The 21538-nt window shown below is 60.4% G+C and carries 23 protein-coding genes; 21 read left to right on the top strand and 2 right to left on the bottom strand.

Annotation, left to right across the window (positions count from 1 at the left end; all coding sequences use genetic code 11):
- Positions 1-62: 62 nt before the first annotated feature.
- From QZ196_RS14485 to QZ196_RS14455, 7 genes are read left to right on the top strand one after another with little or no spacing between them, the layout of a single operon-like run.
- The gene (locus QZ196_RS14485) at positions 63-695 is read left to right on the top strand and encodes a TetR/AcrR family transcriptional regulator (RefSeq protein WP_296427644.1); all 633 of its coding nucleotides are present in this window, start codon (positions 63-65) and stop codon (positions 693-695) included.
- 31 nt (positions 696-726) lie between these two features.
- Positions 727-1782 (top strand): C4-dicarboxylate TRAP transporter substrate-binding protein, encoded by a 1056-nt coding sequence (locus QZ196_RS14480; protein ID WP_296427642.1) that lies wholly within the window; start codon positions 727-729, stop codon positions 1780-1782.
- Positions 1779-2306: a TRAP transporter small permease subunit gene (locus tag QZ196_RS14475; protein ID WP_296427640.1), complete on the top strand. Its 528-nt coding sequence runs from the start codon at positions 1779-1781 to the stop codon at positions 2304-2306. Before QZ196_RS14480 ends, QZ196_RS14475 begins: the two co-directional genes overlap by 4 nt.
- Complete coding sequence (locus QZ196_RS14470) at positions 2303-3607, top strand: TRAP transporter large permease (protein WP_296427638.1); 1305 nt, start codon at positions 2303-2305, stop codon at positions 3605-3607. The genes QZ196_RS14475 and QZ196_RS14470 overlap by 4 nt, the downstream gene beginning before the upstream one ends.
- 12 nt (positions 3608-3619) lie before the next feature.
- Positions 3620-4396 carry a cyclase family protein gene (locus QZ196_RS14465; RefSeq protein WP_296427637.1) on the top strand — a complete coding sequence of 259 codons (777 nt, stop codon included), beginning with the start codon at positions 3620-3622 and terminating at the stop codon, positions 4394-4396.
- Positions 4397-4399: 3 nt separating this feature from the next.
- Positions 4400-5329, top strand: coding sequence for a 3-keto-5-aminohexanoate cleavage protein (locus QZ196_RS14460; RefSeq protein ID WP_296427635.1), 930 nt, complete (start codon positions 4400-4402; stop codon positions 5327-5329).
- Entirely contained in the window at positions 5329-5823 is a 495-nt protein-coding gene (locus QZ196_RS14455) for an OsmC family protein (RefSeq protein ID WP_296427633.1), read from the top strand. Before QZ196_RS14460 ends, QZ196_RS14455 begins: the two co-directional genes overlap by 1 nt.
- A gap of 26 nt (positions 5824-5849) precedes the next feature.
- On the opposite strand, the gene QZ196_RS14450 is transcribed toward QZ196_RS14455, so the two are convergent.
- On the bottom strand, positions 5850-6641 hold the full coding sequence (locus tag QZ196_RS14450) for an enoyl-CoA hydratase-related protein (RefSeq protein WP_296427631.1): 792 nt from the start codon (positions 6639-6641) through the stop codon (positions 5850-5852).
- Positions 6638-7606, bottom strand: coding sequence for an alpha/beta hydrolase (locus QZ196_RS14445; RefSeq protein ID WP_296427630.1), 969 nt, complete (start codon positions 7604-7606; stop codon positions 6638-6640). Before QZ196_RS14445 ends, QZ196_RS14450 begins: the two co-directional genes overlap by 4 nt.
- Positions 7607-7705: 99 nt before the next feature.
- Between QZ196_RS14445 and QZ196_RS14440 the strand changes: the two genes are divergently transcribed.
- The 14 genes from QZ196_RS14440 to QZ196_RS14375 form a co-directional block, all read left to right on the top strand.
- The gene (locus tag QZ196_RS14440; protein ID WP_296427628.1) at positions 7706-9409 is read left to right on the top strand and encodes a class I adenylate-forming enzyme family protein; all 1704 of its coding nucleotides are present in this window, start codon (positions 7706-7708) and stop codon (positions 9407-9409) included.
- Positions 9410-9435: 26 nt separating this feature from the next.
- The gene (locus QZ196_RS14435; protein WP_296427626.1) at positions 9436-9864 is read left to right on the top strand and encodes a MaoC family dehydratase; all 429 of its coding nucleotides are present in this window, start codon (positions 9436-9438) and stop codon (positions 9862-9864) included.
- Positions 9865-9877: 13 nt separating this feature from the next.
- Positions 9878-10411 carry a MaoC family dehydratase gene (locus QZ196_RS14430; RefSeq protein WP_296427624.1) on the top strand — a complete coding sequence of 178 codons (534 nt, stop codon included), beginning with the start codon at positions 9878-9880 and terminating at the stop codon, positions 10409-10411.
- Positions 10412-10466: 55 nt separating this feature from the next.
- The gene (locus QZ196_RS14425) at positions 10467-11087 is read left to right on the top strand and encodes a TetR/AcrR family transcriptional regulator (RefSeq protein ID WP_296427623.1); all 621 of its coding nucleotides are present in this window, start codon (positions 10467-10469) and stop codon (positions 11085-11087) included.
- Between the two features lie 127 nt (positions 11088-11214).
- A complete protein-coding gene (locus QZ196_RS14420; protein WP_296427622.1) occupies positions 11215-12840 on the top strand; it encodes an NAD(P)/FAD-dependent oxidoreductase in 1626 nt (541 codons plus the stop codon).
- Positions 12837-13613, top strand: a complete 777-nt coding sequence (locus tag QZ196_RS14415; RefSeq protein WP_296427620.1) for an SDR family NAD(P)-dependent oxidoreductase — start codon at positions 12837-12839, stop codon at positions 13611-13613. The genes QZ196_RS14420 and QZ196_RS14415 overlap by 4 nt, the downstream gene beginning before the upstream one ends.
- The gene (locus QZ196_RS14410; protein WP_296427617.1) at positions 13603-14466 is read left to right on the top strand and encodes a 3-hydroxyacyl-CoA dehydrogenase NAD-binding domain-containing protein; all 864 of its coding nucleotides are present in this window, start codon (positions 13603-13605) and stop codon (positions 14464-14466) included. Before QZ196_RS14415 ends, QZ196_RS14410 begins: the two co-directional genes overlap by 11 nt.
- Positions 14467-14491: 25 nt before the next feature.
- Positions 14492-15664, top strand: coding sequence for an acyl-CoA dehydrogenase family protein (locus QZ196_RS14405; RefSeq protein ID WP_296427616.1), 1173 nt, complete (start codon positions 14492-14494; stop codon positions 15662-15664).
- Positions 15664-17223, top strand: coding sequence for a long-chain-fatty-acid--CoA ligase (locus tag QZ196_RS14400; protein WP_296427614.1), 1560 nt, complete (start codon positions 15664-15666; stop codon positions 17221-17223). Before QZ196_RS14405 ends, QZ196_RS14400 begins: the two co-directional genes overlap by 1 nt.
- The gene (locus QZ196_RS14395; RefSeq protein ID WP_296427611.1) at positions 17216-18010 is read left to right on the top strand and encodes a nuclear transport factor 2 family protein; all 795 of its coding nucleotides are present in this window, start codon (positions 17216-17218) and stop codon (positions 18008-18010) included. Before QZ196_RS14400 ends, QZ196_RS14395 begins: the two co-directional genes overlap by 8 nt.
- On the top strand, positions 18007-18771 hold the full coding sequence (locus tag QZ196_RS14390) for a crotonase/enoyl-CoA hydratase family protein (RefSeq protein ID WP_296427609.1): 765 nt from the start codon (positions 18007-18009) through the stop codon (positions 18769-18771). Before QZ196_RS14395 ends, QZ196_RS14390 begins: the two co-directional genes overlap by 4 nt.
- Positions 18768-19271, top strand: a complete 504-nt coding sequence (locus QZ196_RS14385) for a TRAP transporter small permease (RefSeq protein ID WP_296427607.1) — start codon at positions 18768-18770, stop codon at positions 19269-19271. Before QZ196_RS14390 ends, QZ196_RS14385 begins: the two co-directional genes overlap by 4 nt.
- Positions 19271-20569 (top strand): TRAP transporter large permease, encoded by a 1299-nt coding sequence (locus QZ196_RS14380; RefSeq protein WP_296427604.1) that lies wholly within the window; start codon positions 19271-19273, stop codon positions 20567-20569. Before QZ196_RS14385 ends, QZ196_RS14380 begins: the two co-directional genes overlap by 1 nt.
- Positions 20570-20657: 88 nt before the next feature.
- Positions 20658-21538: TRAP transporter substrate-binding protein (locus QZ196_RS14375; RefSeq protein ID WP_296427602.1), on the top strand; the 881-nt coding region annotated here is incomplete at its 3' end.

Raw genomic sequence — 21538 nt, 5'->3', positions numbered from 1 at the left:
AAAACCGGTTTCCCTACCAGAATCGTTTGACTGATCGGTCAGTCAGTATGTAGCGTTGCGCAATGACATCTGTGCCATCACCCCAGATCGAAAACCTTGCACCTGCACAAAGCGGTATTTTGGCAGCGGCAGAGATTGAGTTCGCCGAAGCCGGTTTTGAAGGTGCCGGCATGAGAAGCATCGCGACCCGTGCGCGGGTCAGCCAGGGGTTGTTGCACTATCACTATGGCAACAAAGAGCGGCTCTATGCCGAGGTGATCCGCCATCGGTCCAGAGAAATCAACATCGGCAGGCGTGCGTTGCTGGATCAGATTGATTTGTCGGCTGCCGACGCGCTTGCGCGGATACTCGATGCCCTGTTCCGCCCCACATTGGGCCCCGATGGTGGGGGCAAGGCCTATGCGCGGATCTTTGCGGGGCTGATCGTCGGGCGAGAACGGGATCAGGAATTGGTGCGCGAATGCTATGACCCAACGGCGCATCTGTTCCTGGATGCGATGGCGCGGGCAGGGATGGACCGTGCCCTTGCGGGTGTGACCTATCAAGTGGCCCTTGGCGTTCTGGCGTCGGTCATTTCGCGGGACGGGCGGATGGAACGGTTGATGGATGTCGAAACGCAGCTGGACACCGATACCCTGATTGACACGCTTGTGCGTTTTGTCATCGGCGGCGCGCAGGCGCTGAGCAAGACGTAAAGAAATCATAATTTAACTGGGAGGAACGAAGATGAATTGGAAGAAATGGACGACAGCGGCAACGCTGGCATGTGTCGCAGGCATGGCTACGGCGGAAGATTTCACTGCGACAGTCGTTGCGGGGCACCCCGGCGTGTTTCGCTGGGTCAAAATGGTCGACGAATCCTTTGCGCCGCAGGTGCAGGCCGCGCTCGAAGGGTCCGGCCACACGATCACTTTTGATGGACAATACGGCGGCTCCATTGCCAAGGTGGGGGACGAGTTGGAAACCGTGGAGGCAGGTTTGGCAGAGATCGGCATCTGCCAGTCGCTGTTTGATCCATCCAAGCTTGGCGTGCAGAACGTCACCTATTACACACCTTTCGTCAGTGATGATCCGCGGCAGGTGTCCGAACTGATGGACAGGCTGCACCGCGAAGATGCGCGCATGACGGCATCATATTACGATAATGGAGTTGTCTATCTGGGGGCGCCCATCGGGATCGACGACTACTTGCTGATGACCAATTTTGAAGTGAACAGCCTAGCTGATCTCGAAGGCCGCAAGATTGCCGCACCGGGTGCCGCACTGAACTGGCTGACCGGGACAGGTGCTGTGGGTGTGTCGGGCAATCTGACAACGTATTACAACGAATTGAAGACGGGTGTGTATGACGGGGTGATCGTGTTCGCATCCGCCGCGCTTCCCGGCAAGCTCTACGAGGTGGCACCCTATGTGACCCGCGCGGGGCTTGGTGCGCAGTTTGCGGGTGGGCTTTGTGCCAACGCGGATTGGCATAACGCTCTGCCTGAGGAGGTGAAGGCGGCGCTGACCGTTGGTGCAGACGCTGCGCGTGAATGGTATCTGGCCTCGCTTGAAGAAGGTGTCGCCACTTCGATCAAGATGATGGGCGAAAATGGTGCCACAATCACCGATGCGTCTGACGAGATGCGCAAAGCGTGGGCTGCGGGAATGGCCAATGCCGCGCAGGAATGGGCCGCAGGTCTGGACGCAGAAAGCAAGCCGGGCACTGAAATTCTCCAGCTCTACATGCAGTCGATGCGGGACGCCGGAGCCACACCGCTGCGCGATTGGGATAAAGAGTGATAGCGACAGACCAAGCAGGCGGGGCACCACAGTCCCGCCTTTTGACCGCTCTCGACTGGCTGACACAGATCAGCAACTTGGTCGGATCGTTGCTGATCCTTGGATTGGTGGCACTGATTGCGTCAGACGTGCTGGGGCGCAACCTTTTCGGCGCACCGATATCCGGCGTACCTGAAATGGTCTCCCTTTCCATCGTGGCGATTGTTTTTCTACAGGCACCGCAGGCGCTCAAAGCCGGGCGCATGACGCGTAGCGACGGGGTGATTGATATCCTGCATGCGCGGTTTCCGTCACTGGCCAAGGGTCTGGAAACGTTGTTCGATCTGACCGGAATGGCCGTGATGGCTGTCATTCTATACGCGCACTGGCCGATGATGACACGGTCCTGGACACGCGGTGATTTCGTCGGTGCGGTCGGAGATTTCACCGCACCGACATGGCCGATCAAGGCGATGCTGGCACTGGGATGTATTTTGCTGGCACTACAATTCGGGGCGCGCATTTTACGCAGGTTCCTTAGATGACGCCGTTCGACATCGGGCTGATCGCATTGGCGGTGATGTCATTGCTGGTGCTCCTGGGCATGTATGTGCCCGTTGCATTGATCGCCTCCTCCTTTGTCGGGGTGTGGGCGATCAAGGGATCGCCGCTGCTGGCGTCCAAGATGCTGGGGCTGGCGGCGAATGACGCGATTTCCTCCTACTTTTTCGGCGTGGTGCCGTTGTTTGTGCTGATGGGTTTCGTGGTCAGCGAAAGCGGCATGGGGCGCGACGCGTTTGACGTGGCCAACGCCGCGTTCCGACGGGTCAAGGGCGGCCTCGGCCTTGGCACTATCGCCGCCAACACGATCTTCGCGGCGATCACCGGTATTTCCATCGCGTCAGCGGCTGTCTTTACCAAGATCGCAGTGCCGGAGTTGCGCCGCCACGGTTACACCGCGCGGTTTTCCGTGGGGCTGGTCGCAGGCTCGTCCGTATTGGGTATGTTGATCCCGCCCAGCCTGCTGCTCATCCTATATGGTTTGCTGACCGAACAAAGCATCGGCGATCTGTTCGTTGCTGGCGTCGGGCCGGGGTTGCTGCTGGCGGTGCTATTCGGGGTCGGCACCATCGCTCTGGCCACCTTCGCGCCGCGTTTTGTAGGTGAAAACCTAAGTCAGAACGACGAAGCCCTGACCGGTACGGAACTGCTGGCCAAGGGTCTGCCGATCACTTTGCTGATCGCGCTGGTGCTGGGCGGTATTTATGCAGGGCTGTTCACGCCGGTCGAGGCGGGGGCCATCGGGACGGTTGGTGCCTTGTTGATTGGGTTCATCAAACGCACGCTATCGCTGCGCAGCCTGTGGCGGATACTGGTGGAAACTGGGCTGGTCACGGCATCGGTCTGTTTCTTGATCATCGCCGCCCAGATGTATAGCCGGATGCTGGCGTTTTCCGGTCTGCCGGGAAGTTTCGGTGCCTTGGTGACGGACGCTGAACTGGGGCTGATTGCGCTGATAAGTCTTTATTGTCTGGTGGTGATCCTGTTCGGGATGATCCTTGATTCATCCTCCATCATGCTGATCCTTGTACCTTTGATGCTCCCGGTTCTGCAGCCGATGGGCGTAGACTTGATCTGGTTTGGGATCGTGACGGTTATTGCAATTGAGATAGGGTTGTTGACGCCGCCCTTCGGCATCTCGGTTTTTGTCATTAAATCGACGCTGGACGATACTTCCATCAAGCTGGCCGATATCTTTATCGGCGCGGCTCCTTTTGTGGTGACGATGCTGATCTGTCTTGCGATCGTGATCGCGTTTCCCGCCATTACCACCTTCATGCTTTAAAAGGACGTGCCTATGCCCAGACGTTTTATTGATCTTTCCGTCGCGCTTGAGGCGGATATCCAGTCGGACCCCGACATGATGCTGCCGCAGATCGAATATTTAGCCCATGACCAGACGGCGGGGCAGGTGGCCAGCTTCTTTGAAGGTCTGCAAAAGGACGAATTGCCCGGCGGCGAAGGCTGGGCAATCGAGCGGCTCAACATCGCCACGCACAACGGCACCCATCTGGATGCGCCCTATCACCACCATTCCACGATGAACAACGGAGAGCGGGCGATCACCATCGACGAAGTGCCGCTGGAATGGTGTTTCGGCAATGGCGTGAAACTGGATTTCCGCAGCTTTGACGACGGCTATATCGTACAGCCAGAGGACGTCGAAGCGGAGTTGAAGCGAATTGATCACGACCTCAAGCCGCTGGATATCGTGTTGGTGAACACATCCGCTGGCGCGCGGTATGGCCACCCTGATTACCTTGGGCGTGGCTGCGGCATGGGGCGCGATGCGACCATGTATTTGCTGGAACGCGGCGTGCGTTTGACGGGCACCGACGCGTGGAGCTGGGACGCCCCGTTCAGCATCACGGCCGAGCGGTATGCCCGCGACAAGGACGCGTCGATCATCTGGGAAGGGCACCGCGCCAGCATGGAAATCGGTTATTGCCACATCGAAAAGCTGGCACAGCTGGACCAGCTTCCGGGGCACGGATTTCTGGTGTCATGCTTCCCGTTTAAAATCAAGGCGGCCTCGGCGGGCTTTACCCGCGCCGTCGCAATCTTTGAGGAGTAGAGCATGGCCAAGACCATCATTACCTGCGCCATAACGGGTGCCATTCACACGCCGACCATGTCTGACGCACTACCGATCAACGCCGGAATGATCGCGGAACAGGCCATCGCGGCGGCCAAGGCCGGGGCGGCGATCCTTCACCTGCACGCGCGTCATCCCGACACAGGTGCGCCCACGGTAGACCCGGAACATTTTGCAGAATTTCTGCCTCGCATCAAGGCGGAGACGGACGCGATCATCAACATTTCAACCGGCGGCCACCCGACCATGACCGTGGAGGAGCGCATCCCCGCCGCACGTGCGTACAGCCCAGAAATGTGCAGCCTCAACATGGGGTCACTGAATTTCGCGCTGCACCCAATGGCGGATAGATACGACAATTGGAAGAACGACTGGGAGGAGGGGTACATTCGCGGCTCCGAAAACAACATCTTCCGAAACACATTTCAAGACATTCGCATGGTGGCGGATGCCCTTGGTGGGCCTGAGCATCGTGTGAAGTTTGAGCATGAATGTTACGATGTCGGGCATCTGTATAATCTGAAATTCTGTCTTGATCGGGGCATGTTCAAAGCGCCGATATTCCTGCAATTCGTCATGGGTATCCTTGGCGGGATCGCGGCGGACATCGACAATCTGGTGTTCATGAAGCGCACCGCCGACAAGCTCTTTGGCGATGCCTACCAGTGGTCCGTCATCGGTGCCGGTGCACAACAGATGAAGCTGGCCGCAGTCGGTGCGCAGATGGGCGGGCACGTCCGCGTCGGTCTGGAAGATTCACTGTTCATCGCGCGCGGGGAGTTGGCGACCTCGAACGCCCAGCAGGTCGAAAAGATCAGGGGGATTCTCGAGACCCAAGGCAACCAGATCGCTACGCCGGATGAAGCCCGTGCGATGCTGGGCCTCAAGGGCTTGAGCAAGGTGAATTTCTGATGGTCGATCAGCCAAAATTCCCGCTGACCGTGACTTTCACCTGTGAGGGTCGCGCCGTTGGCAAGATGCGCAACGAGTTGGATGTGACCATGACGGAACCGATGGTGGAACGGTTCAGCATGGCCACCGATGAAGGACCGTTTCACGGAGGCGACGCAACTGCCCCGCCGCCACTAGCGCTTTTTATTGCCGGACTGACGGGCTGCATCATGACGCAAATCCGCGCCTTTGCGAAGCGGATGGACGTGGTGGTGGACGATCTGACAGTCAATGCCGAGGTATGCTGGCAATGGACGCCCAAAGGCCGGATTTATGAAACCGCGCCCAAGTCATTCCACATCGACGTATTGCTCGACAGTCCCGCGCCGCTGGAGGATCAGATGGCACTTGTTCAGGCGGCCAGGAAGGGGTGTTTCGTTGAGCAGACCTTGGGTGTCGCCAATACGATAACCCACAGGATCAAGTCGGGTGACGGTTATGTCACGGTCGATTAGCGGGCAGAAGTTGGCCGTATCTCGACTCAGTTTCCGGTAAAAACTGGCTTTCTGCCCTCGCGGAAAGCGCTTACGGCCTCCTGGTGATCTGCGCTGTCGTTCGAGACCGTCTCCATCGCAAGACAGGCATCCATGATGCTGCCCGCAAGGGTTTTGAGGCCGATGTTGACCGACATTTTCGTTGTGCGGATCGCCACGCCCGCACCTGCGGCAAGTCTGTCGGCAAAGGCATCCACCCGGCTGTCCAGATCTTCCGCCAGGACCGCGTGATTGATAAGGCCGATCTTGGCCGCCTCGGCTGCGGGGATGAGGTCTCCGGTCATCAGGTATTCCTTGGCGCGCGCATAGCCAATCAGCTGAGGCCAGATCACCGCGCCGCCATCGCCTGCGGTCAGGCCGATACTGACGTGCGGATCGCCGATGCGGGCTTCTTCGGTGGCAAAGATCACGTCGCAGAAGAGCGCCATCGTTGCACCGAAACCTGTGGCATGGCCGTTCAGGCGCGCGATAATTGGTTTTTCGCAGTCCAGCAGTGAAAAGATGATCCGCTTGGCTTCGCGGGCGGTCTGGCCAAAGCCCTCGTCGATCATTTCCTGCATCCAGTCGATATCGCCGCCCGAGGAAAAGGCGCGGCCCGCGCCTGTCAGGACAATGACGTCCGATCCGGGATCATCATCGGCATCCGCGAAAATGCGGGTCAACTCGCCGTGCATCTCCTTGTCCACAGCGTTCAGCTTGTCGGGACGGTTCAGCGTCAGTGTCAGGATGCGGTTTCGGCGGGTGACGTCGATGGTCTTGTAGTGCGAAAAATCGGTCATAGGTTCTGTTGTCCAGTGTTTGCGAAGAGGTGGGTGCGCATGTCTTCGGCCATCTCGCGGATCGCCACTTCGGCTGCGGGAGTGACATGCGGCAGTGACACGAAGGCATGGATCTGGCCGGGATAGACGCGGAGACTTACTGGATTTCCGGCGGCTTCGAGCCGTTCGGCAAGGACCACGCCTTCGTCATGCAGGATGTCGCATTCGGCCAGGCCGATGCTGACGGGGGGCAGACCGGAAAGGTCTCTCTGCATCAGCGCGGCCGACGGCGGCGGCTTGTCGTAGGAGTCGCCCAGATATTGTTGCCAGAACCATCGCATGCCTTCACGGGACAGAAGGTGATCCGTGGCGTAGCTGGTCTGTGATGCGCTTGCGCACGTCGGATCCAGAGGGGGGTAGAACAGCCCAAGCGCACGGAGCGGGGCTGTCGCACTAAGCGCTGTGGCAAGGGCCAGGTTGCCCCCCGAACTGTCGCCGCATAGTGCGACACAGTTGGGGTCCAGACCATGCGCCGCGCCCTCTTTTGCGATCCAGTCAAGCGCGCCGCTGGCATCTTGCAGGGCTGCCGGAAAAGGCGCTTCCGGAGAGAGCCGGTACTCGACCGCCAAAACGGCACAGCCGCTGTCCAGCAAAAGCGACCTGCAGAGGCTGTCGTGGCTTTCCAGACTGCCCCAAACCCATCCACCACCGTGCAAAAACAGAATGACCGGCAAGTCGGCTGCGCTGCTGGGTCGGTAAAGGCGGGCAGCGACGCTCCAGCCGTCGTTCTGCAATGTGATGTCATCACTTGAATGGACGTCCCGCTTTGGGGCGAGAGCGAGCCTTTCGTCCGCAGCCTGCCTGAGCGTGGACAGCGGAATGCTTGTCGGTGGCGGTCGCACCTCGTTTCGCGGGTCGGCCAGAAGGTCGTCGAAAACCGGGTCTGGCTTTGCGACCCCCACTCGCTGAGCTTGTGTGATACGCATCAGTATTTTTTCCTTGCTTTGAGTAAATGTAGCTGGCAGTTTGTGTTCTGTAAAGTGATTGCCCAGCCGAAAAGTTGACGAAGCAGGACCCGACACACGATGAAGAGAACCGTAGAAGACCGCCGCAAAGCCTTGCTCGAACGCTATCCCGAATGGCGTCCTATGTGTCTGCACCAGCTCCTTGATGAGGCGGCAGGTGCCTTTCCGGCCAGCGATTATGTCGTCACGGATCAGAGAAGCTGGAGCTATGCGGAAATCGCGGCGCGGTCCAAGGCGATCGCCGGGGGTCTGCTGAAAATCGGTGTGTCGCCGGGCGATCACGTCGCCGTCATCATGGCGAACTACGTTGAATTCGTGGCCCTGAAATATGCGATTTCCCGTCTGGGCGCAGTCTGTGTTCCGATCAATTTTCTGAACCGCGGGGATGAAATCGGATATGTCCTGACGCAGTCGGACGCGGCCTACCTCATTACGATGGACCGGTTTCGCGGTCTGGATTACCTCGCCGCCCTGAACGATCTCGCGCCGGGTTGGGCGCGCCAAGGGGGAGGGGATGCCTTTGCCGAGCTCAGGCAGGTCGTCGTTTTTCCAGCGTCGGGCGACCCGCTGCCGGATCAGGTGATGCTCTTTGCCGCCCTTGAGGATGAGCAGGCTCCCTTTGACGGGATTGACAGCCCGGATGCCCATGCGGTCAGCGACATCATCTATACCTCCGGGACGACCGGCACGCCGAAGGGTGTCCTGATGACACATGAGATGGTGTTGCGCGCCGCCTTTGGCAGCGTCTATGCGCGGGCGTTCGATGGGGGGTGGCGCGTCACCTTTTCGCTGCCGATGTATCACGTTTATGGCTATATTGAGGGGATGCTGACCGTACCTTTTGTGGGCGGCGCGATCATTCCCCAGCGGGCCTACGACCCAGAAGCGACCATCGCGGCTATCGCAGATCATGAGGTGGACGATGTGCTGCTGGTGCCAACAATGACGGTGCCGATCCTCGATGCGCTTGAACAGAAACCGCGTGACTTGCCCAGCCTGCGGGCGGTGATTTCGTCGGGTCAGCGGTCGCCTGCGGGGATTTGGGACAGGATTGATGCTCTGCTTGGCCCGGATGAGGTGACAACCGGTTACGGGATGTCGGAAATGACCGCCACCATGTGCATGACGCGGCCAGACGACCCCGCCGAAAAGCTGTCGACCAATGGCCGGATGCGCGATGCGGGGCCTGCGGGCGATCCGGCGGCACAGAACCGTCTGGCGGAGATTTTCATCGTGGACCCCGCCACGGATCAGAAATTGCCCGCGGGACAGCAGGGCGAAATTCGCGCACGCGGCCACTGCGTGACGGCAGGCTACTACAACAAGCCTGAGGAAACCGAAGCGGCATTCGATAAGAACGGGCTGTTCCGCTCAGGTGATCTGGGATGGTTTGACGAAGATGGATATCTGCATCTTTCGGGCAGGTTGAAAGAGACCTATCGCTGCGGCGGAGAGCAGGTCATGCCGACCGAAATCGAAGACCTGCTGGTGCGCCATCCGGCTGTCTTGCAGGCGCATGTGGTCCCGGTGCCCGACACTCGTATGGGCGAAGCCGGGGCTGCCTTTGTCGTATTGCGCGATGCGCCGAAAGTCACCCCGGACGCGCTCATGGCGCTTTGCGCCGAGAACCTCGCGCGCTTCAAAGTGCCGAAATATGTCCTCCCCATTGCGCTGGAGGACTTGCCGGTCACGCCCTCAGGTCGAGCCCGCAAATTCCTGCTGTCCGAACGCGCAGTTCAAGAGCTGGGGTTGGCGGATCAATGAATGTTTCCAACACAAAGGGCAAACCAGTGCCACATGACGACTATCGCATCACCAAGGACACACCCGTCGGTTTCGAGCTGATCGGGGTAAAGAAGAAGGCGGCGATCCAGCTGATGGGGTCGCGGCTTTGGGGTCGCTTCAACCCCAATCATTGGGACCCGCTTTACGCGGATGAAACCGGGCTGGATGCGCCGATCCAGACCGGCGAAATGTCATCGGCCTATATCGCCGAGATGTGCGTAAACTACCTTGGCGCATCGGTTTTCACCGGCGCGCGGATCCAGTGCAAATACGTCGCCTCCACATACGCGAACGAAATCATCACGACCTACGGCAAGGTGCGCGACAAGACGCCCAAAGGTGACGGATACCGCTTTACCGTCGATCTCTGGGCAGAAAACGAGGACGGCGAGCGCAAGACCGTCGGCTTCATCGAGGCCGATGTTGATGTCTGAAGGAACCAAGCAAATGACCACGAAACCCGCCACCGACAGCCTGCGCCCCATGACGGAAGTGCAGATCAAGCAGACCCGCGACTTCATCAAGAGCCTAGAGGAAGACTGCGAAACCTATTGGGACATGGTCAGTGTCGGCGACGTCCTGTCGCGCGATCTGGAAATCACGCCGGAGCTTGTCATTCTTTACGCCGACGCGGTCGAGGACTACACCCCCTGGTACGAAGGCTGGCGGATGAACGAGTGGCGCATCGACGGGCAATCGCCCTTCGGCAACGCGATCGTGCCACCCCTTATGATGTCGCATTTCGTGCTGTCGGTTCAGTTCGACCACACCAAGCCCTTTGCCATCGGGTCGATTCATACCTTTCATGACACCGAATTGCTGGCACCTATCTTTGTCGGGGCGACCGTACGCATCAAGACAACAGCCATCGACAAATTCGTCAAGCGCGAGCGCCGCTATGTGCGGCACGAGGTCGAGGTCAGCGATGTGGAAAGCGGCAAGATATACATGCGCGAAACCCGCGATATTCTTTCGCGCTAGGCTTTCGGCCGTTTTCTGTGGCAGGAGAAGCGAAACAGTTGTGATCGGAACGGATATGCCCACTCAGGCCTCACCAAAACTCAAGATCCGCGAAGAAGTGGCCGCATTCAAGCGCGAGCGCACCATCGGCGTGGCCTGCGATCTTTTCTACGAAAAAGGCTATGTGAACGCGACGCTTGACGATGTGGCTGACAGGCTCAGCGTGACCAAACCCTTCATCTACGCCAACTTCGGGTCCAAGAACGAACTGCTGGCCGAGATTTGCCATCGGGGCGTTCTGGCCGCCAAGCTGTCGCTGGATGAAGTGGTCGATTTTCAGCTGGGGCCCCGTGATACCTTGCGGCTGTTTCTTGACCGTTACGTCAAATCCATCCTGAAACATCAAAAAAACATCGCGGTCTACACGCGCGAGGAAAAGAACCTCGCGCCCGAGGATTCCCGCGCGCTGGCAGAATTGCGCAAGGGGTTCGTCGCGCAATTGACCGAAGTGCTGGCCGAAGGCGAGAAGCGCGGTGAGTTCAAGATCGTGGACCCCGGAATGACCGCGCTTGCGATTGTCGGTTCGGTCAGCTGGTCGACCTTCTGGTATCATCCCGGCGGACGTCTGGAGATTGATGATATCGGGAAAAGCATGACCGAAATGTTGATGGGCATGGCCGGCGCTCAGACAGGTTAAAGCAAAGATCTGATGCGACCCGGGGAAGAATCATGTTGAAAAATACTGACGAGTATGTAAAAAGTATTGTTAGGATGTTTGATAGCCTGAAGATGCAGGCGCGGATGTCCGGGGAGGAAGCCGAGATATGAAACGTTTAGATGCCTTGATTGTGGGCGCCGGATTTGCCGGACTTCGTGCACTTTATCGACTGAGGGGTATGGGCCTTGACGTCCGCGTCATCGAGGTGTCTGACGGGATCGGCGGGGTCTGGTATCACAACGGCTATCCCGGCGCGCGCTGCGACGTCGAAAGCTTCGACTATTCATACAGTTTCTCATCAGAGCTTGAGCAGGAATGGCGCTGGAGCGAGCGCTACGCGACCCAGCCGGAAATACTGCGTTACATCAACCATGTCGCGGACCGGTTCGATCTGCGCCGGGACATCTTTCTCAACACGCGCATGGAAAGCGCTGATTACGATGAGGCCGCTGCTGAGTGGGAAGTTCGCACAGCCGATGGTGACGTCTTCCGCGTGCGGTATCTGCTCTTGTGCATGGGTCAGCTTTCTGCGCCCAAGGCACCGAATTTTGACGGGCAGGATGATTTCGAGGGAGAGATCATTCATAGCGCCGTCTGGCCCAAGCACGACGTGACGTTCGAGGGCAAACGGGTAGGTATCATCGGCACCGGAAGCTCTGGCATGCAGATGACCCCGGTGATCGCCAAGGCAGCAAAACACCTGACGGTTTTCCAGCGCACGCCAAACTTCTCGGTCCCCGCCGCCAACGCGCCGGTCAGCGATGAGGAAGACGCGAAGGTCAAGGCGACCTATGCCGCTCGCCGCCAGCAGGCGCTCAATTCGCCGACCGGCCTAGGCTTCAAGCCGAACCGCCAATCGGCGCTGGATGTCGATGATGCGGAGCGTGAAAAGGTCTATGAAGCCGCCTATCATCGCTTGGGCTTTGGTTTCGCGCTCAGCTATCATGACATTCTCTTGTCAAAGCCCGCGAATGATACGGCAGCGGAATTCCTGCGCCGCAAGATCGTTGAGCGGATCGAGGATCCGAAAGTCCGCGCAAAGCTGGTCCCTTCCGATCATGCGTTCGCCGCCCGACGTCCCTCCGTGGACAGCGGCTATTTCGAGGCTTTCAATCGCGACAATGTCACGCTGGCCGACATCCGCGAGCATCCGATTGAGGCTTTCGAGCCGGCCGGGCTGCGCACGTCGGAAAAATTGCACGAACTGGATATGGTCATATTCGCCACCGGTTTCGACGCCTTCACCGGTGCGCTTCTGAAACCGGACATCCGGGGTCGCGACGGGCAGCTTTTGCGCGACAAATGGGCCGCCGGTCCGATCACCCACCTGGGTGTCGGCACACAGGGATTCCCCAACCTGATGATTGTTGTCGGTCCGGGCAGCCCGTCCTTGCTCAGCAATGTGATGGTGTCGATTGAAGAACAGACCGACTGGTTTGCCGATCTGATCGAAAAGGCCAACGCGGACGGTATCGTCGAGATCGAGGTGGACGCTAAGGCCGAGCAGGCCTGGGTCGCCCATGTGAACGAGCGTGCGCAAGAGACGCTCTATATGACAGCCGCGTCCTATTACAACGGGGCCGAGGTTGCGGGTAAACCACGGGTCTTCATGCCGTATTCCGGCGGCATCCGTAACTATCGCCGCATTCTCGAAAGCTGCGCCAAGGAAGGCTATTCCGGTTTCACGCTGCGCCGCGCGCCTGCCGCTGCAAAGGATCGTGTTGAGACATGACCTGGGATTTCTCAAACCAGACGGCGATTGTCACCGGGGCTGCGGGCGGTATCGGACGTGCCGTCAGCCTTGGACTGGCGCATGCGGGAGCGTTCGTTGTCGTCGCCGATATGGACCGCGACGGCGGAGAAACAACTGTCCGCCAGATCACCGATGCAGGCGGGGCCGCCACCTTTGTCGAAACCGATGTGACTGACCCTGCCGCCCACGAAGCCTATCTGAGTGCGGCGCGCGCGCAGGGCGGGGGTGTCGACATCTTCATGAACAACGCAGGCTGGCAGGGCGACGTCGCACCGATTGCCGACTATCCGCTGGATGTTTTTGACAAGGTCATGGCCGTGAACGTGCGCGGTGTCTTTCTGGGTCTCAGGGCCGTCTTGCCGGTCATGACCGCGCAGGGCAGGGGTGCCGTGGTCAATACCGCATCGCTCGGCTCTTATGTCGGCACGCGCAATCTGGCCCCCTATATCGCCAGCAAACATGCGGTGATGGGTCTCACCAAGACCGCAGCACTCGAAGTCGCCCGCAAGGGTGTGCGCGTCAACGCCGTTTGCCCCGGTCCGGTCGATACGGAAATGCTGCGCGACATCGAAGCGGGCCAGTCGCCCGAAGATGCCGAGGCGCTGCGCAAGAAACGCGCGTCGTCGATCCCGGACGGGCGCTATGCCGATGCGCAGGAGGTCGCGGACCTGATGCTCTATCTCGTGTCAGACAAGTCGCGCCACATCACTGGCCAAGGCATCCATATCAACGGAGGATCCTATGCGATCTGAGGCAAGCGGATCGGTTGCCATCGTCGGTGGCGGCACCATGGGGACCGGCATGGTCTATGTCTTTGCCGCAGCGGGGTTCGATACGATCCTTGTGGAGCCGGACAGCGCCCGGCAGGACGCCGTATCCCATCAACTGGAAAAGGCGACCGAGAATGGCGTCGCGCGCGGCAAGCTCAGCGCGGAACAGCAGCGTGCCGTCACGTCTGGTGTCGAGACACTGGAAAATGCAGGGCAAATGCCCAAGGATCTTGGGTTGGTGATCGAGACCGTGCCAGAGCGGCTGGAGGTCAAAGAGAGCGTCCTGCGCGCGATTTCGCGAAGAACACCGAAACTGATCGCGTCCAACACCAGCGCAATGTCGATTGACCAACTTTCAAGGTTCGTAGCCGAGCCAGAGAACTTCTTTGGCATGCATTTCTTCAACCCAGTCTGGTCCCTTCCCTTGGTCGAGATCATTCGCGGCACCGCCACCGGTGACGCTGCCCTCACATCGGCGCGGGCCTATGCCGAGGCGATCGGCAAGACCTCGATCACCGTGTCCGACACCCCGGGCTTTGCCACCAGCCGCCTTGACCTGATTGCCGCGATGGAGGCGATCCGCATGGTCGAGGACGGTGTGGCGTCGCCCGAAGACATCGACCGGGCCATGGTCGTGGCCTACCGCCACCCCATCGGACCGCTGCGGCTGAGCGACATCGTGGGGCTGGACGTGCGGCTCGATATCGCGCGCGGGCTGAGTGAAACGCTTGGGCCGCGCTACGCGCCGCCACGGATTCTCGAAGACATGGTCGCACGCGGCGACCTCGGCCAGAAGACGGGCCGTGGATTTTACGACTGGACGGAGGCGGCTTGATATGGACGGCGGACTGGGCGGTAGCATGACACTTTTTCAGGGCAACTTGGTCGATACGCAGGAACATCACGGGATGTTGCGCGACAACGTCGGCAAGCTCGCCGGTGGCTTCGGACGATCCTATTTCCAGAATTGCGTCAAGGAAGGCCGCAAGCCGGTCGAACTTTGGGATGCCTTGGGGCAGGGCGGGTTTCTGGGAGTGCATGTGGACGAAGAGTACGGCGGTGGCGGCGGCGGATTGGCCGATTACAACGTCATCGTCGAGGAAGTGGCCGCCCAAGGCTGCCCGATCCTGTCGCTCGTCATCGGCTCCATCTGCGCGCCGATCATCCAGGCCAATGCCAGCGAAGCACTCAAAAAGGAATGGCTGCCGGGGCTGGCGAATGGCACCAAGCGATTGGCCTTTGCCATCACGGAGCCTGACGCTGGGACCAACACGCACAGGATTTCTACGACGGCCCGCAAGGACGGCGACGGCTGGACATTGTCGGGCACCAAATACTGGACCTCGGCGGTGGACGAATCCGAGGCCATCATGGTCGTGGCCCGCACCGGTGAGCCCGACGCGCGGGGGCGCGGAAAGCTTTCGCTGTTCATCCTGCCGTCGGATGCGCCGGGGCTGACGCGCACCCCGATCGAGACGGCGCTTGCCGTGCCCGAAACCCAGTTCACGCTGTTTTTCGACAACGTGAAAGTGCCTGCCGATGCACTGATCGGCACCGAAGGCGAGGGCATGCGCAACCTCTTTGCCGGCCTGAACCCCGAACGAGTCTGCGCCGCCGCGATCAACAACGGCATCGCACGCTATGCACTCGAAAAAGCGTCGCAATATGCGAAGGACCGAAAGGTCTGGTCGCAGCCCATCGGCGCGCATCAGGGGGTCTCGCATCCCTTGGCCAAAGCCTATGTCGCGGTCCAGCAAGCCCGCCTGATGACGGCGCGGGCGGCTGAACTTTACGACGCGGGCGATCCGGCAGCGGGCGAGGCCGCGAACATGGCCAAGTTCGCCGCCGCAGATGCCTCGCTCGAGGCGCTGGATCAGGCGATTCAGACCCACGGCGGCAACGGTATGGCCCTCGAATACGGGTTGGCCGATCTTTGGTTCATCGCGCGTCTGCACAAGACAGCGCCGGTCAGCCGCGAGATGATCCTGAATTTCATCGCCCAGCACAGCCTGGGCCTGCCCAAGAGCTACTGATGTCGCAGCCGCAGGCACATACGCCCGCCGATATGGCGACCTTCGCGCAGGTGATCCGCACCCACGCGGATCAGCGACCCGGTGCGCCTGCGCTTACCTTCGAAGGCACGACGCAGAGCTTTGCCGAGTTGCATGCGGCCAGCTCTCGGGCCGCCAATCTCCTGCTGGACCTCGGCGTCGGGCGGGGCGACCGCATCGCGATTCTCTGCCGCAACCGGCCTGAATACATCGAACTGCTATTGGGCTGTTCCAAGATCGGCGCGACGCTGGTCGGGCTGAACTGGCGGCTGGCCCCTGCGGAAATCGACCAGATCCTCAAGGTCAGTCAACCCTCGGTCATCTTTGTCGGCGCTGGTGAAGAGGCGCTTTTGACCGCCACCGCCCGCACGCGATACGACCATGTGATCTCGCTCGACGACAGCTATCCGACCATGCGCGATGCGGCAGCGGCCAAAGATCCGGGGCACATGGGAACGCCAGACGAGCCCATCCTGCTGCTCTATACCTCCGGCACCACGGGACTGCCCAAGGGCGTTACGCTGACCAACCGCAACATGTCCTATACCTACCGTCTCGCGACCGAAAGTTGGGGGATGTCCGGGGCCAGCGTGAACCTTGTGGCGATGCCGCTCTTTCACATCGGGGGCTGCGGCTATGGCAGCAGCACGATGATGGCGGGTGGGCATACCATCCTGATGCGCGATGTGGACTGTGACCTGGCCATCGACCTGATGCAGCGCCATCGCGTGACACATGCCTTTTTCGTACCGACTGTGGTGCAGGGACTGCTGAGGGTGGATGGCGTGGAAACTGCCGACCTGTCCGCGATGGAACTCTTGATGTACGGGGCCGCGCCGATTGGCGATGTGCTGCTGTCCAAGGCGATGAAGGTCTTTGACTGCAATTTCATGCACGCCTACGGCATGACCGAGGCGGCGGGCACCGTGGTGACACTGCGCCCCGAGGATCACGCGTTGGAAGGCGACAAGGCCAAGCTCTTGAAATCCTGTGGCCGCCCGCTGCCTTGGGTGGACCTGCGGGTCATCGACCCCGAAACAGAGAAAGACGCCGCCCCCGGCAAGCCCGGAGAGATCTGGCTGCGCTCCGAGATGATCACGCCCGGCTACTGGCAGAACCCAAGCGCGACGCAGGAGGCGATCACGCAGGACAGGTGGTTCCGCACCGGGGACGCCGCCTATTGTGATGCGGATGGCTATGTTTTTCTCTTCGACCGCTTCAAGGACATGATCATTTCCGGGGGCGAAAACATCTATCCCGCCGAGATCGAAAATGCGCTGAACGCCCATGACGGCATCGCTGAATGCGGCGTGATCGGCGTGCCGCACGAAAAATGGGGCGAAACGCCGCTGGCTGTGATCGTGCCCAAACCCGCTACAGATCTGACCGAGGCCGAGATTATCGAATTCTGCCGAAACCGCATCGCGCGTTACAAGTGCCCCACGCGGGTGGCCTTCGTCAGCAGCCTGCCGCGCAATGCCTCCGGCAAGCTACAAAAGCACATCCTGAGAGAGCAATTTTGGGAGCCTGCGGATGCGTGATCAATCCCCCAAGACCGATGCGCGGCACCTTTTGCGCCGCTGGGTGGTGGATTATTTCAACCGCCACGACGCTGCCGCCTGCGCCGATTTCATCGCGCCGGATTACGCGCTGCGCATCGGGGATACGGTATTTGCCGGGCGTGACACAGAGTGGCTTCCGGCAGTGGATCAGCAGATGCAGGCCTTTCCCGGCCTTGCCATGACAGTGCATCACGTTGTGTCCGGTGACGGGTGGGCCGCGGCCTATTTCAGCGAACATGGTGCCAGCAAGGGTCGGGCGGCCTGCTGGTCCGGGATCGGGATCTATTTCAGTGATGGGGCGGTCCTGACCTTCTGTGTCGCGCAGGAAGACTATATGACCCGCGCACGCCAGTTGAAGGCGGGCAAAAGCGATCCCGTCGAAGCCCCCGCCGTCGCCCCTTGGGACGATACAGCTGCCCCCGCCAATCCGGAAGCCGAGCGCATTGTGCGTGCCTGGCTCTGCACCGGTTGGCCGCTCGATACCGATGCCATTCGTGTCGACGACGAACACATCACAGGCAACCCTTTGAAGTTTACGACACAGGAGGTCGAGATCGACTGCCTGCTGTCTTCGGGCGACGAAGTTGTTTTCCACGCGGTTCAGACCGGCCAATACGAAAGCGGTCTGCCAAAGGTCGAAACTCCCGCCCCCGCGCATCTGCATGTGAATGGTATCCTCAAGGTGCAGGACGGCAAGGTCGTCTCGGGGCGTGTGATCCGCGACCGGATGGCTTTGCGTGCGGTGTTGCAGGAGGCGTCATCATGACCGCCCCGGTCCTCTCCGATGTGACGGACGGCCTTCTGATCATCACCATCAACCGGCCCGACCGGCGCAATGCGATTGACCGGGATACGTCACAGGCGATTGCAGACCAGATCGACCGGCTGGAGAGCGATGACAGCCTGCGTGCGGCCATCCTGACAGGCGCAGGGGATCATTTCTGCGCGGGTATGGACCTCAAGGCGTTTCTGAACGGCGAACGGGTGGAACTGGAGGGCAGGGGTCTTGCCGGTCTGACCGAGGCACCGCCGCAAAAAACCCTGATCGCCGCGGTTGAGGGATACGCGCTGGCGGGTGGGTTTGAAATCGCACTTGCCTGCGACCTGATCGTGGCCTCTGAAACGGCCCGGTTCGGCATCCCCGAAGTCAAGCGCGGCCTGATCGCGGGCTCCGGTGGGCTGATCCGGCTACCCGAACGCATGCCGCGTCAGGTCGCGCTCGAATTCGCATTGACCGGGCGCATGATGGAAGCGGAAGAGGCGGCGCGCTGGGGGCTGGTCAGCCGCTTGACCGCATCCGGCAGCGCGTTGGATGGAGCGCGCACCTTGGCGCAGGAAATCATCGCCAATGCGCCGCTCGCGGTCGCGGCGACCAAGGAAATCGTGAACGAGGCGCGGCATTGGCCCAGAGGCGACATCTGGACCCGGCAGAACGCCATACTTGAACGGGTCATCGCCAGCGATGACGCCAAAGAGGGGGCGCGGGCATTTGCCGAAAAACGCGCACCGGAATGGAGGGGCGCATGATCGCTCGCACACTTTCGCTTATCGCGTCATCTCTGGCGGCAGCGGTCCTTGTCGGCATGGCGCTGCTGACGCTCGCCGATGTGCTGGGCCGGAACCTGATGCGCGCCCCGGTGCCGGGGGCGACGGAACTGACCGAGATCGGCCTCGTTATCGTGACCTTCCTGCTCTACCCGATGATCGCCTTCCGCCAGCGCCATATCACCGTTGATCTGTTCGATCACATCATGGGCACGCTGGTCCGTCGCATTCTTGATATTGCGGCAAACCTCTTGGGGGCGGCTGTCTTTGCCGGGATCGGTTGGCAGCTTTGGAAGCAGGCGGCGCGGGTGACGCAATACGGCGATGTCACGGCATATCTACGCATCCCGCTCGGGCCGGTTGTCACCTTCATGGCTGTGCTCTCGGCGCTGACCGCGATCGGCTTTGTGCTCGCCGCACTCGGGCATCTGATCGGCCGCAGCACGGCCACCCACGCGGCCCAGGATATAGGTCATGAATAATGTTTGAAGCTTCCGTCGGATTTGCCGTCGTTCTGGGCCTGATCTTCATGCGGGTTCCTATCGCCATCGCCCTCGCGGTTGTCGGCTTCGTGGGCTACTCGATGCTCAATGGCACGCGGCCCGCCTTCAGCGTCATGGGTCTGAGCGCGGTCGGATCGACCATGTCCTACAATCTGGCGGTGGTGCCGCTCTTTATCCTGATGGGCAACCTTGTTGCCGGGGCAGGGATCTCGCGCGAACTTTATCGCGCGGCACAGGTGTTCGTGGGCCACCGTCGCGGTGGCCTCGGGATCGCCACGATCCTGTCATGTGGCGGTTTTGCCGCGGTCTGCGGATCAAGCGTGGCAACCGCCGTCACCATGGGCCGCGTGGCCATCCCGTCGATGCGGTCTTATGGCTATGCCGACAGCCTGTCGACAGCAACTGTCGCGGCAGGCGGGACGCTGGGCATCCTCATTCCGCCCAGCATAATCATGGTGATCTACGGCATCACCACCGAAACACACATCGGCAAGCTTTTCGCGGCGGGCATCATTCCCGGTCTGATCGGCGTGGCGGGCTACGGGCTGGCCGTGAACTGGGTGGCGCGTCGCCACCCTGACCGCGCGCCGCGCGCCGAACGGGCGGACCGGGCGGAAAAGACCGAAGCGCTCTCCAATGTTTGGGCGGTTTGCGTGCTCTTTATCATCGTACTGGGCGGCATCTACGGCGGGTTCTTCACCGCCACCGAAGCCTCCGGCATCGGGGCCTGCGGTGCGCTTGCCTTTGCCCTGCTGCGCCGCACGCCGTGGCGCGAACTGGTGGAGATCACCCGCGTTTCGGCGGAGACGACAGCGGTTCTTTTCGCGCTTATCATCGGCGCCTCGATCTTTGCCGAATTCGTCAATTTGACCGGCGCGCATGACGGCGTGCTTAGCGTGGTGCGTGACAGCAATCTGTCCCCGGCCATGGTCATGGTCGTGATCTGCCTGATCTACATTCTGCTGGGCTGCGTTCTGGACAGTCTTGCGATGATGCTGCTGACGCTGCCGATGTTCTTTCCCATCGTGGTGGGCCTCGGCTTCGATCCGATCTGGTTCGGGATCCTTGTCGTGATGCTGGTGGAAATAGGCCTGATCACCCCACCAATCGGAATGAACCTGTTCGTGCTGAAATCCATTCTGCCCGATGTCCGGCTTGGGACCATCATCAGCGGCATCGTGCCCTTTGTCGTGGTCGACCTCATGCGCATCCTGCTGATCGCCATGATACCGGCCATCACCCTCTTCCTGCCGGGGCTCTTTTTCGGCCCCGGATGAAGCTCACCCAAACGACCGGGCCTGCCCAGGATCGGGCCCGGTACGGACAATCAAGATCCTGTTTTTATTGGGAGGACACCAAATGTTCATGCAAACCAGAAAAGCCCTGAAATCGGCGCTGTTGTCGGCGCTTCTTGTGACCGGTGCGAATGTGGCATTCGCGGAGCCAGAGACGGTACTCAAGTATTCGTCATGGTTCCCGGAGAGCCACTCGACCAACACCGTGCTGCGCGACTGGATCAAACAGGTCGAAGAGGCGACCGACGGTCGGGTGACGGTCGAGTATCTGCCCAAAACCGTTCAGGGGCCGCGCGAACAATTCGACGTGGTTGTCGATGGGCTGGCCGATATCGTGATCGTGTTGCCTGGCTACACGCCGGGCCGTTTCCCGGTTCTGGAACTCGGCGAATTGCCTCTGCTTGTGGCCACGGACGAGGCGACGCTGGCACCGGCATTCTACAAGGTTTACCAGGAAGACATCGCGGCGTCCGAGCCCTTCAAAGGCGCGCATGTCCTGACCACTTGGGCCTCCGCGCCCACGCATATCGCGACAAAGCCCGGCCCGATCACGGAGATGTCCCAGATGCAGGGTCTGAAAATCCGCGCGCCCAGCGCGACCGCAGGTCTGGTCGTTGACGCGATGGGTGCCGTCACCGTGCAAAAGCCTGTGACCGAAATCTACGAACTCGCCTCGACAGGTATCGTGGACGGCACATTCTTCAGCTACGGCCCGATGATCTCCTGGAAGACCAAGGACATCTTTCAGAACGTCACCATCGTGCCCGGCGGCATGGGCCAGTCGGTCATCGCGGTGCTGATGAATCAGGACAAATTCGACAGCCTGTCCGAGGCAGATCGCGAGGCAATCATGAGCGTGTCCGGCGAAAAGCTGGCGCAAGCCTTTGGCGCGGCATGGCAGAACGACGAGGATGTGGCGCTTGAAGGACTGGGCAACCTGAATGTCGTCGA

It is taken from the genome of Yoonia sp. (genome assembly GCF_017854565.1).
In the GTDB taxonomy this organism is placed as follows: domain Bacteria; phylum Pseudomonadota; class Alphaproteobacteria; order Rhodobacterales; family Rhodobacteraceae; genus Yoonia.
This window is presented reverse-complemented; position numbering and strand designations above follow the sequence as displayed.

Bases quoted from the DNA above. Each gene is read 5' to 3' on its own strand.
- QZ196_RS14395 (WP_296427611.1), top strand. From the start codon at position 17,216: ATGCGTGATCAATCCCCCAAGACCGATGCGCGGCACCTTTTGCGCCGC.
- QZ196_RS14380 (WP_296427604.1), top strand. From the start codon at position 19,271: ATGTTTGAAGCTTCCGTCGGATTTGCCGTCGTTCTGGGCCTGATCTTC.
- QZ196_RS14450 (WP_296427631.1), bottom strand. From the start codon at position 6,641: ATGACCGATTTTTCGCACTACAAGACCATCGACGTCACCCGCCGAAAC.
- QZ196_RS14430 (WP_296427624.1), top strand. From the start codon at position 9,878: ATGACCACGAAACCCGCCACCGACAGCCTGCGCCCCATGACGGAAGTG.
- QZ196_RS14485 (WP_296427644.1), top strand. From the start codon at position 63: ATGACATCTGTGCCATCACCCCAGATCGAAAACCTTGCACCTGCACAA.
- QZ196_RS14480 (WP_296427642.1), top strand. From the start codon at position 727: ATGAATTGGAAGAAATGGACGACAGCGGCAACGCTGGCATGTGTCGCA.
- QZ196_RS14470 (WP_296427638.1), top strand. From the start codon at position 2,303: ATGACGCCGTTCGACATCGGGCTGATCGCATTGGCGGTGATGTCATTG.
- QZ196_RS14415 (WP_296427620.1), top strand. From the start codon at position 12,837: ATGACCTGGGATTTCTCAAACCAGACGGCGATTGTCACCGGGGCTGCG.
- QZ196_RS14455 (WP_296427633.1), top strand. From the start codon at position 5,329: ATGGTCGATCAGCCAAAATTCCCGCTGACCGTGACTTTCACCTGTGAG.
- QZ196_RS14440 (WP_296427628.1), top strand. From the start codon at position 7,706: ATGAAGAGAACCGTAGAAGACCGCCGCAAAGCCTTGCTCGAACGCTAT.
- QZ196_RS14385 (WP_296427607.1), top strand. From the start codon at position 18,768: ATGATCGCTCGCACACTTTCGCTTATCGCGTCATCTCTGGCGGCAGCG.
- QZ196_RS14400 (WP_296427614.1), top strand. From the start codon at position 15,664: ATGTCGCAGCCGCAGGCACATACGCCCGCCGATATGGCGACCTTCGCG.
- QZ196_RS14465 (WP_296427637.1), top strand. From the start codon at position 3,620: ATGCCCAGACGTTTTATTGATCTTTCCGTCGCGCTTGAGGCGGATATC.
- QZ196_RS14410 (WP_296427617.1), top strand. From the start codon at position 13,603: ATGCGATCTGAGGCAAGCGGATCGGTTGCCATCGTCGGTGGCGGCACC.
- QZ196_RS14425 (WP_296427623.1), top strand. From the start codon at position 10,467: ATGCCCACTCAGGCCTCACCAAAACTCAAGATCCGCGAAGAAGTGGCC.
- QZ196_RS14460 (WP_296427635.1), top strand. From the start codon at position 4,400: ATGGCCAAGACCATCATTACCTGCGCCATAACGGGTGCCATTCACACG.
- QZ196_RS14405 (WP_296427616.1), top strand. From the start codon at position 14,492: ATGACACTTTTTCAGGGCAACTTGGTCGATACGCAGGAACATCACGGG.
- QZ196_RS14390 (WP_296427609.1), top strand. From the start codon at position 18,007: ATGACCGCCCCGGTCCTCTCCGATGTGACGGACGGCCTTCTGATCATC.
- QZ196_RS14445 (WP_296427630.1), bottom strand. From the start codon at position 7,606: ATGCGTATCACACAAGCTCAGCGAGTGGGGGTCGCAAAGCCAGACCCG.
- QZ196_RS14420 (WP_296427622.1), top strand. From the start codon at position 11,215: ATGAAACGTTTAGATGCCTTGATTGTGGGCGCCGGATTTGCCGGACTT.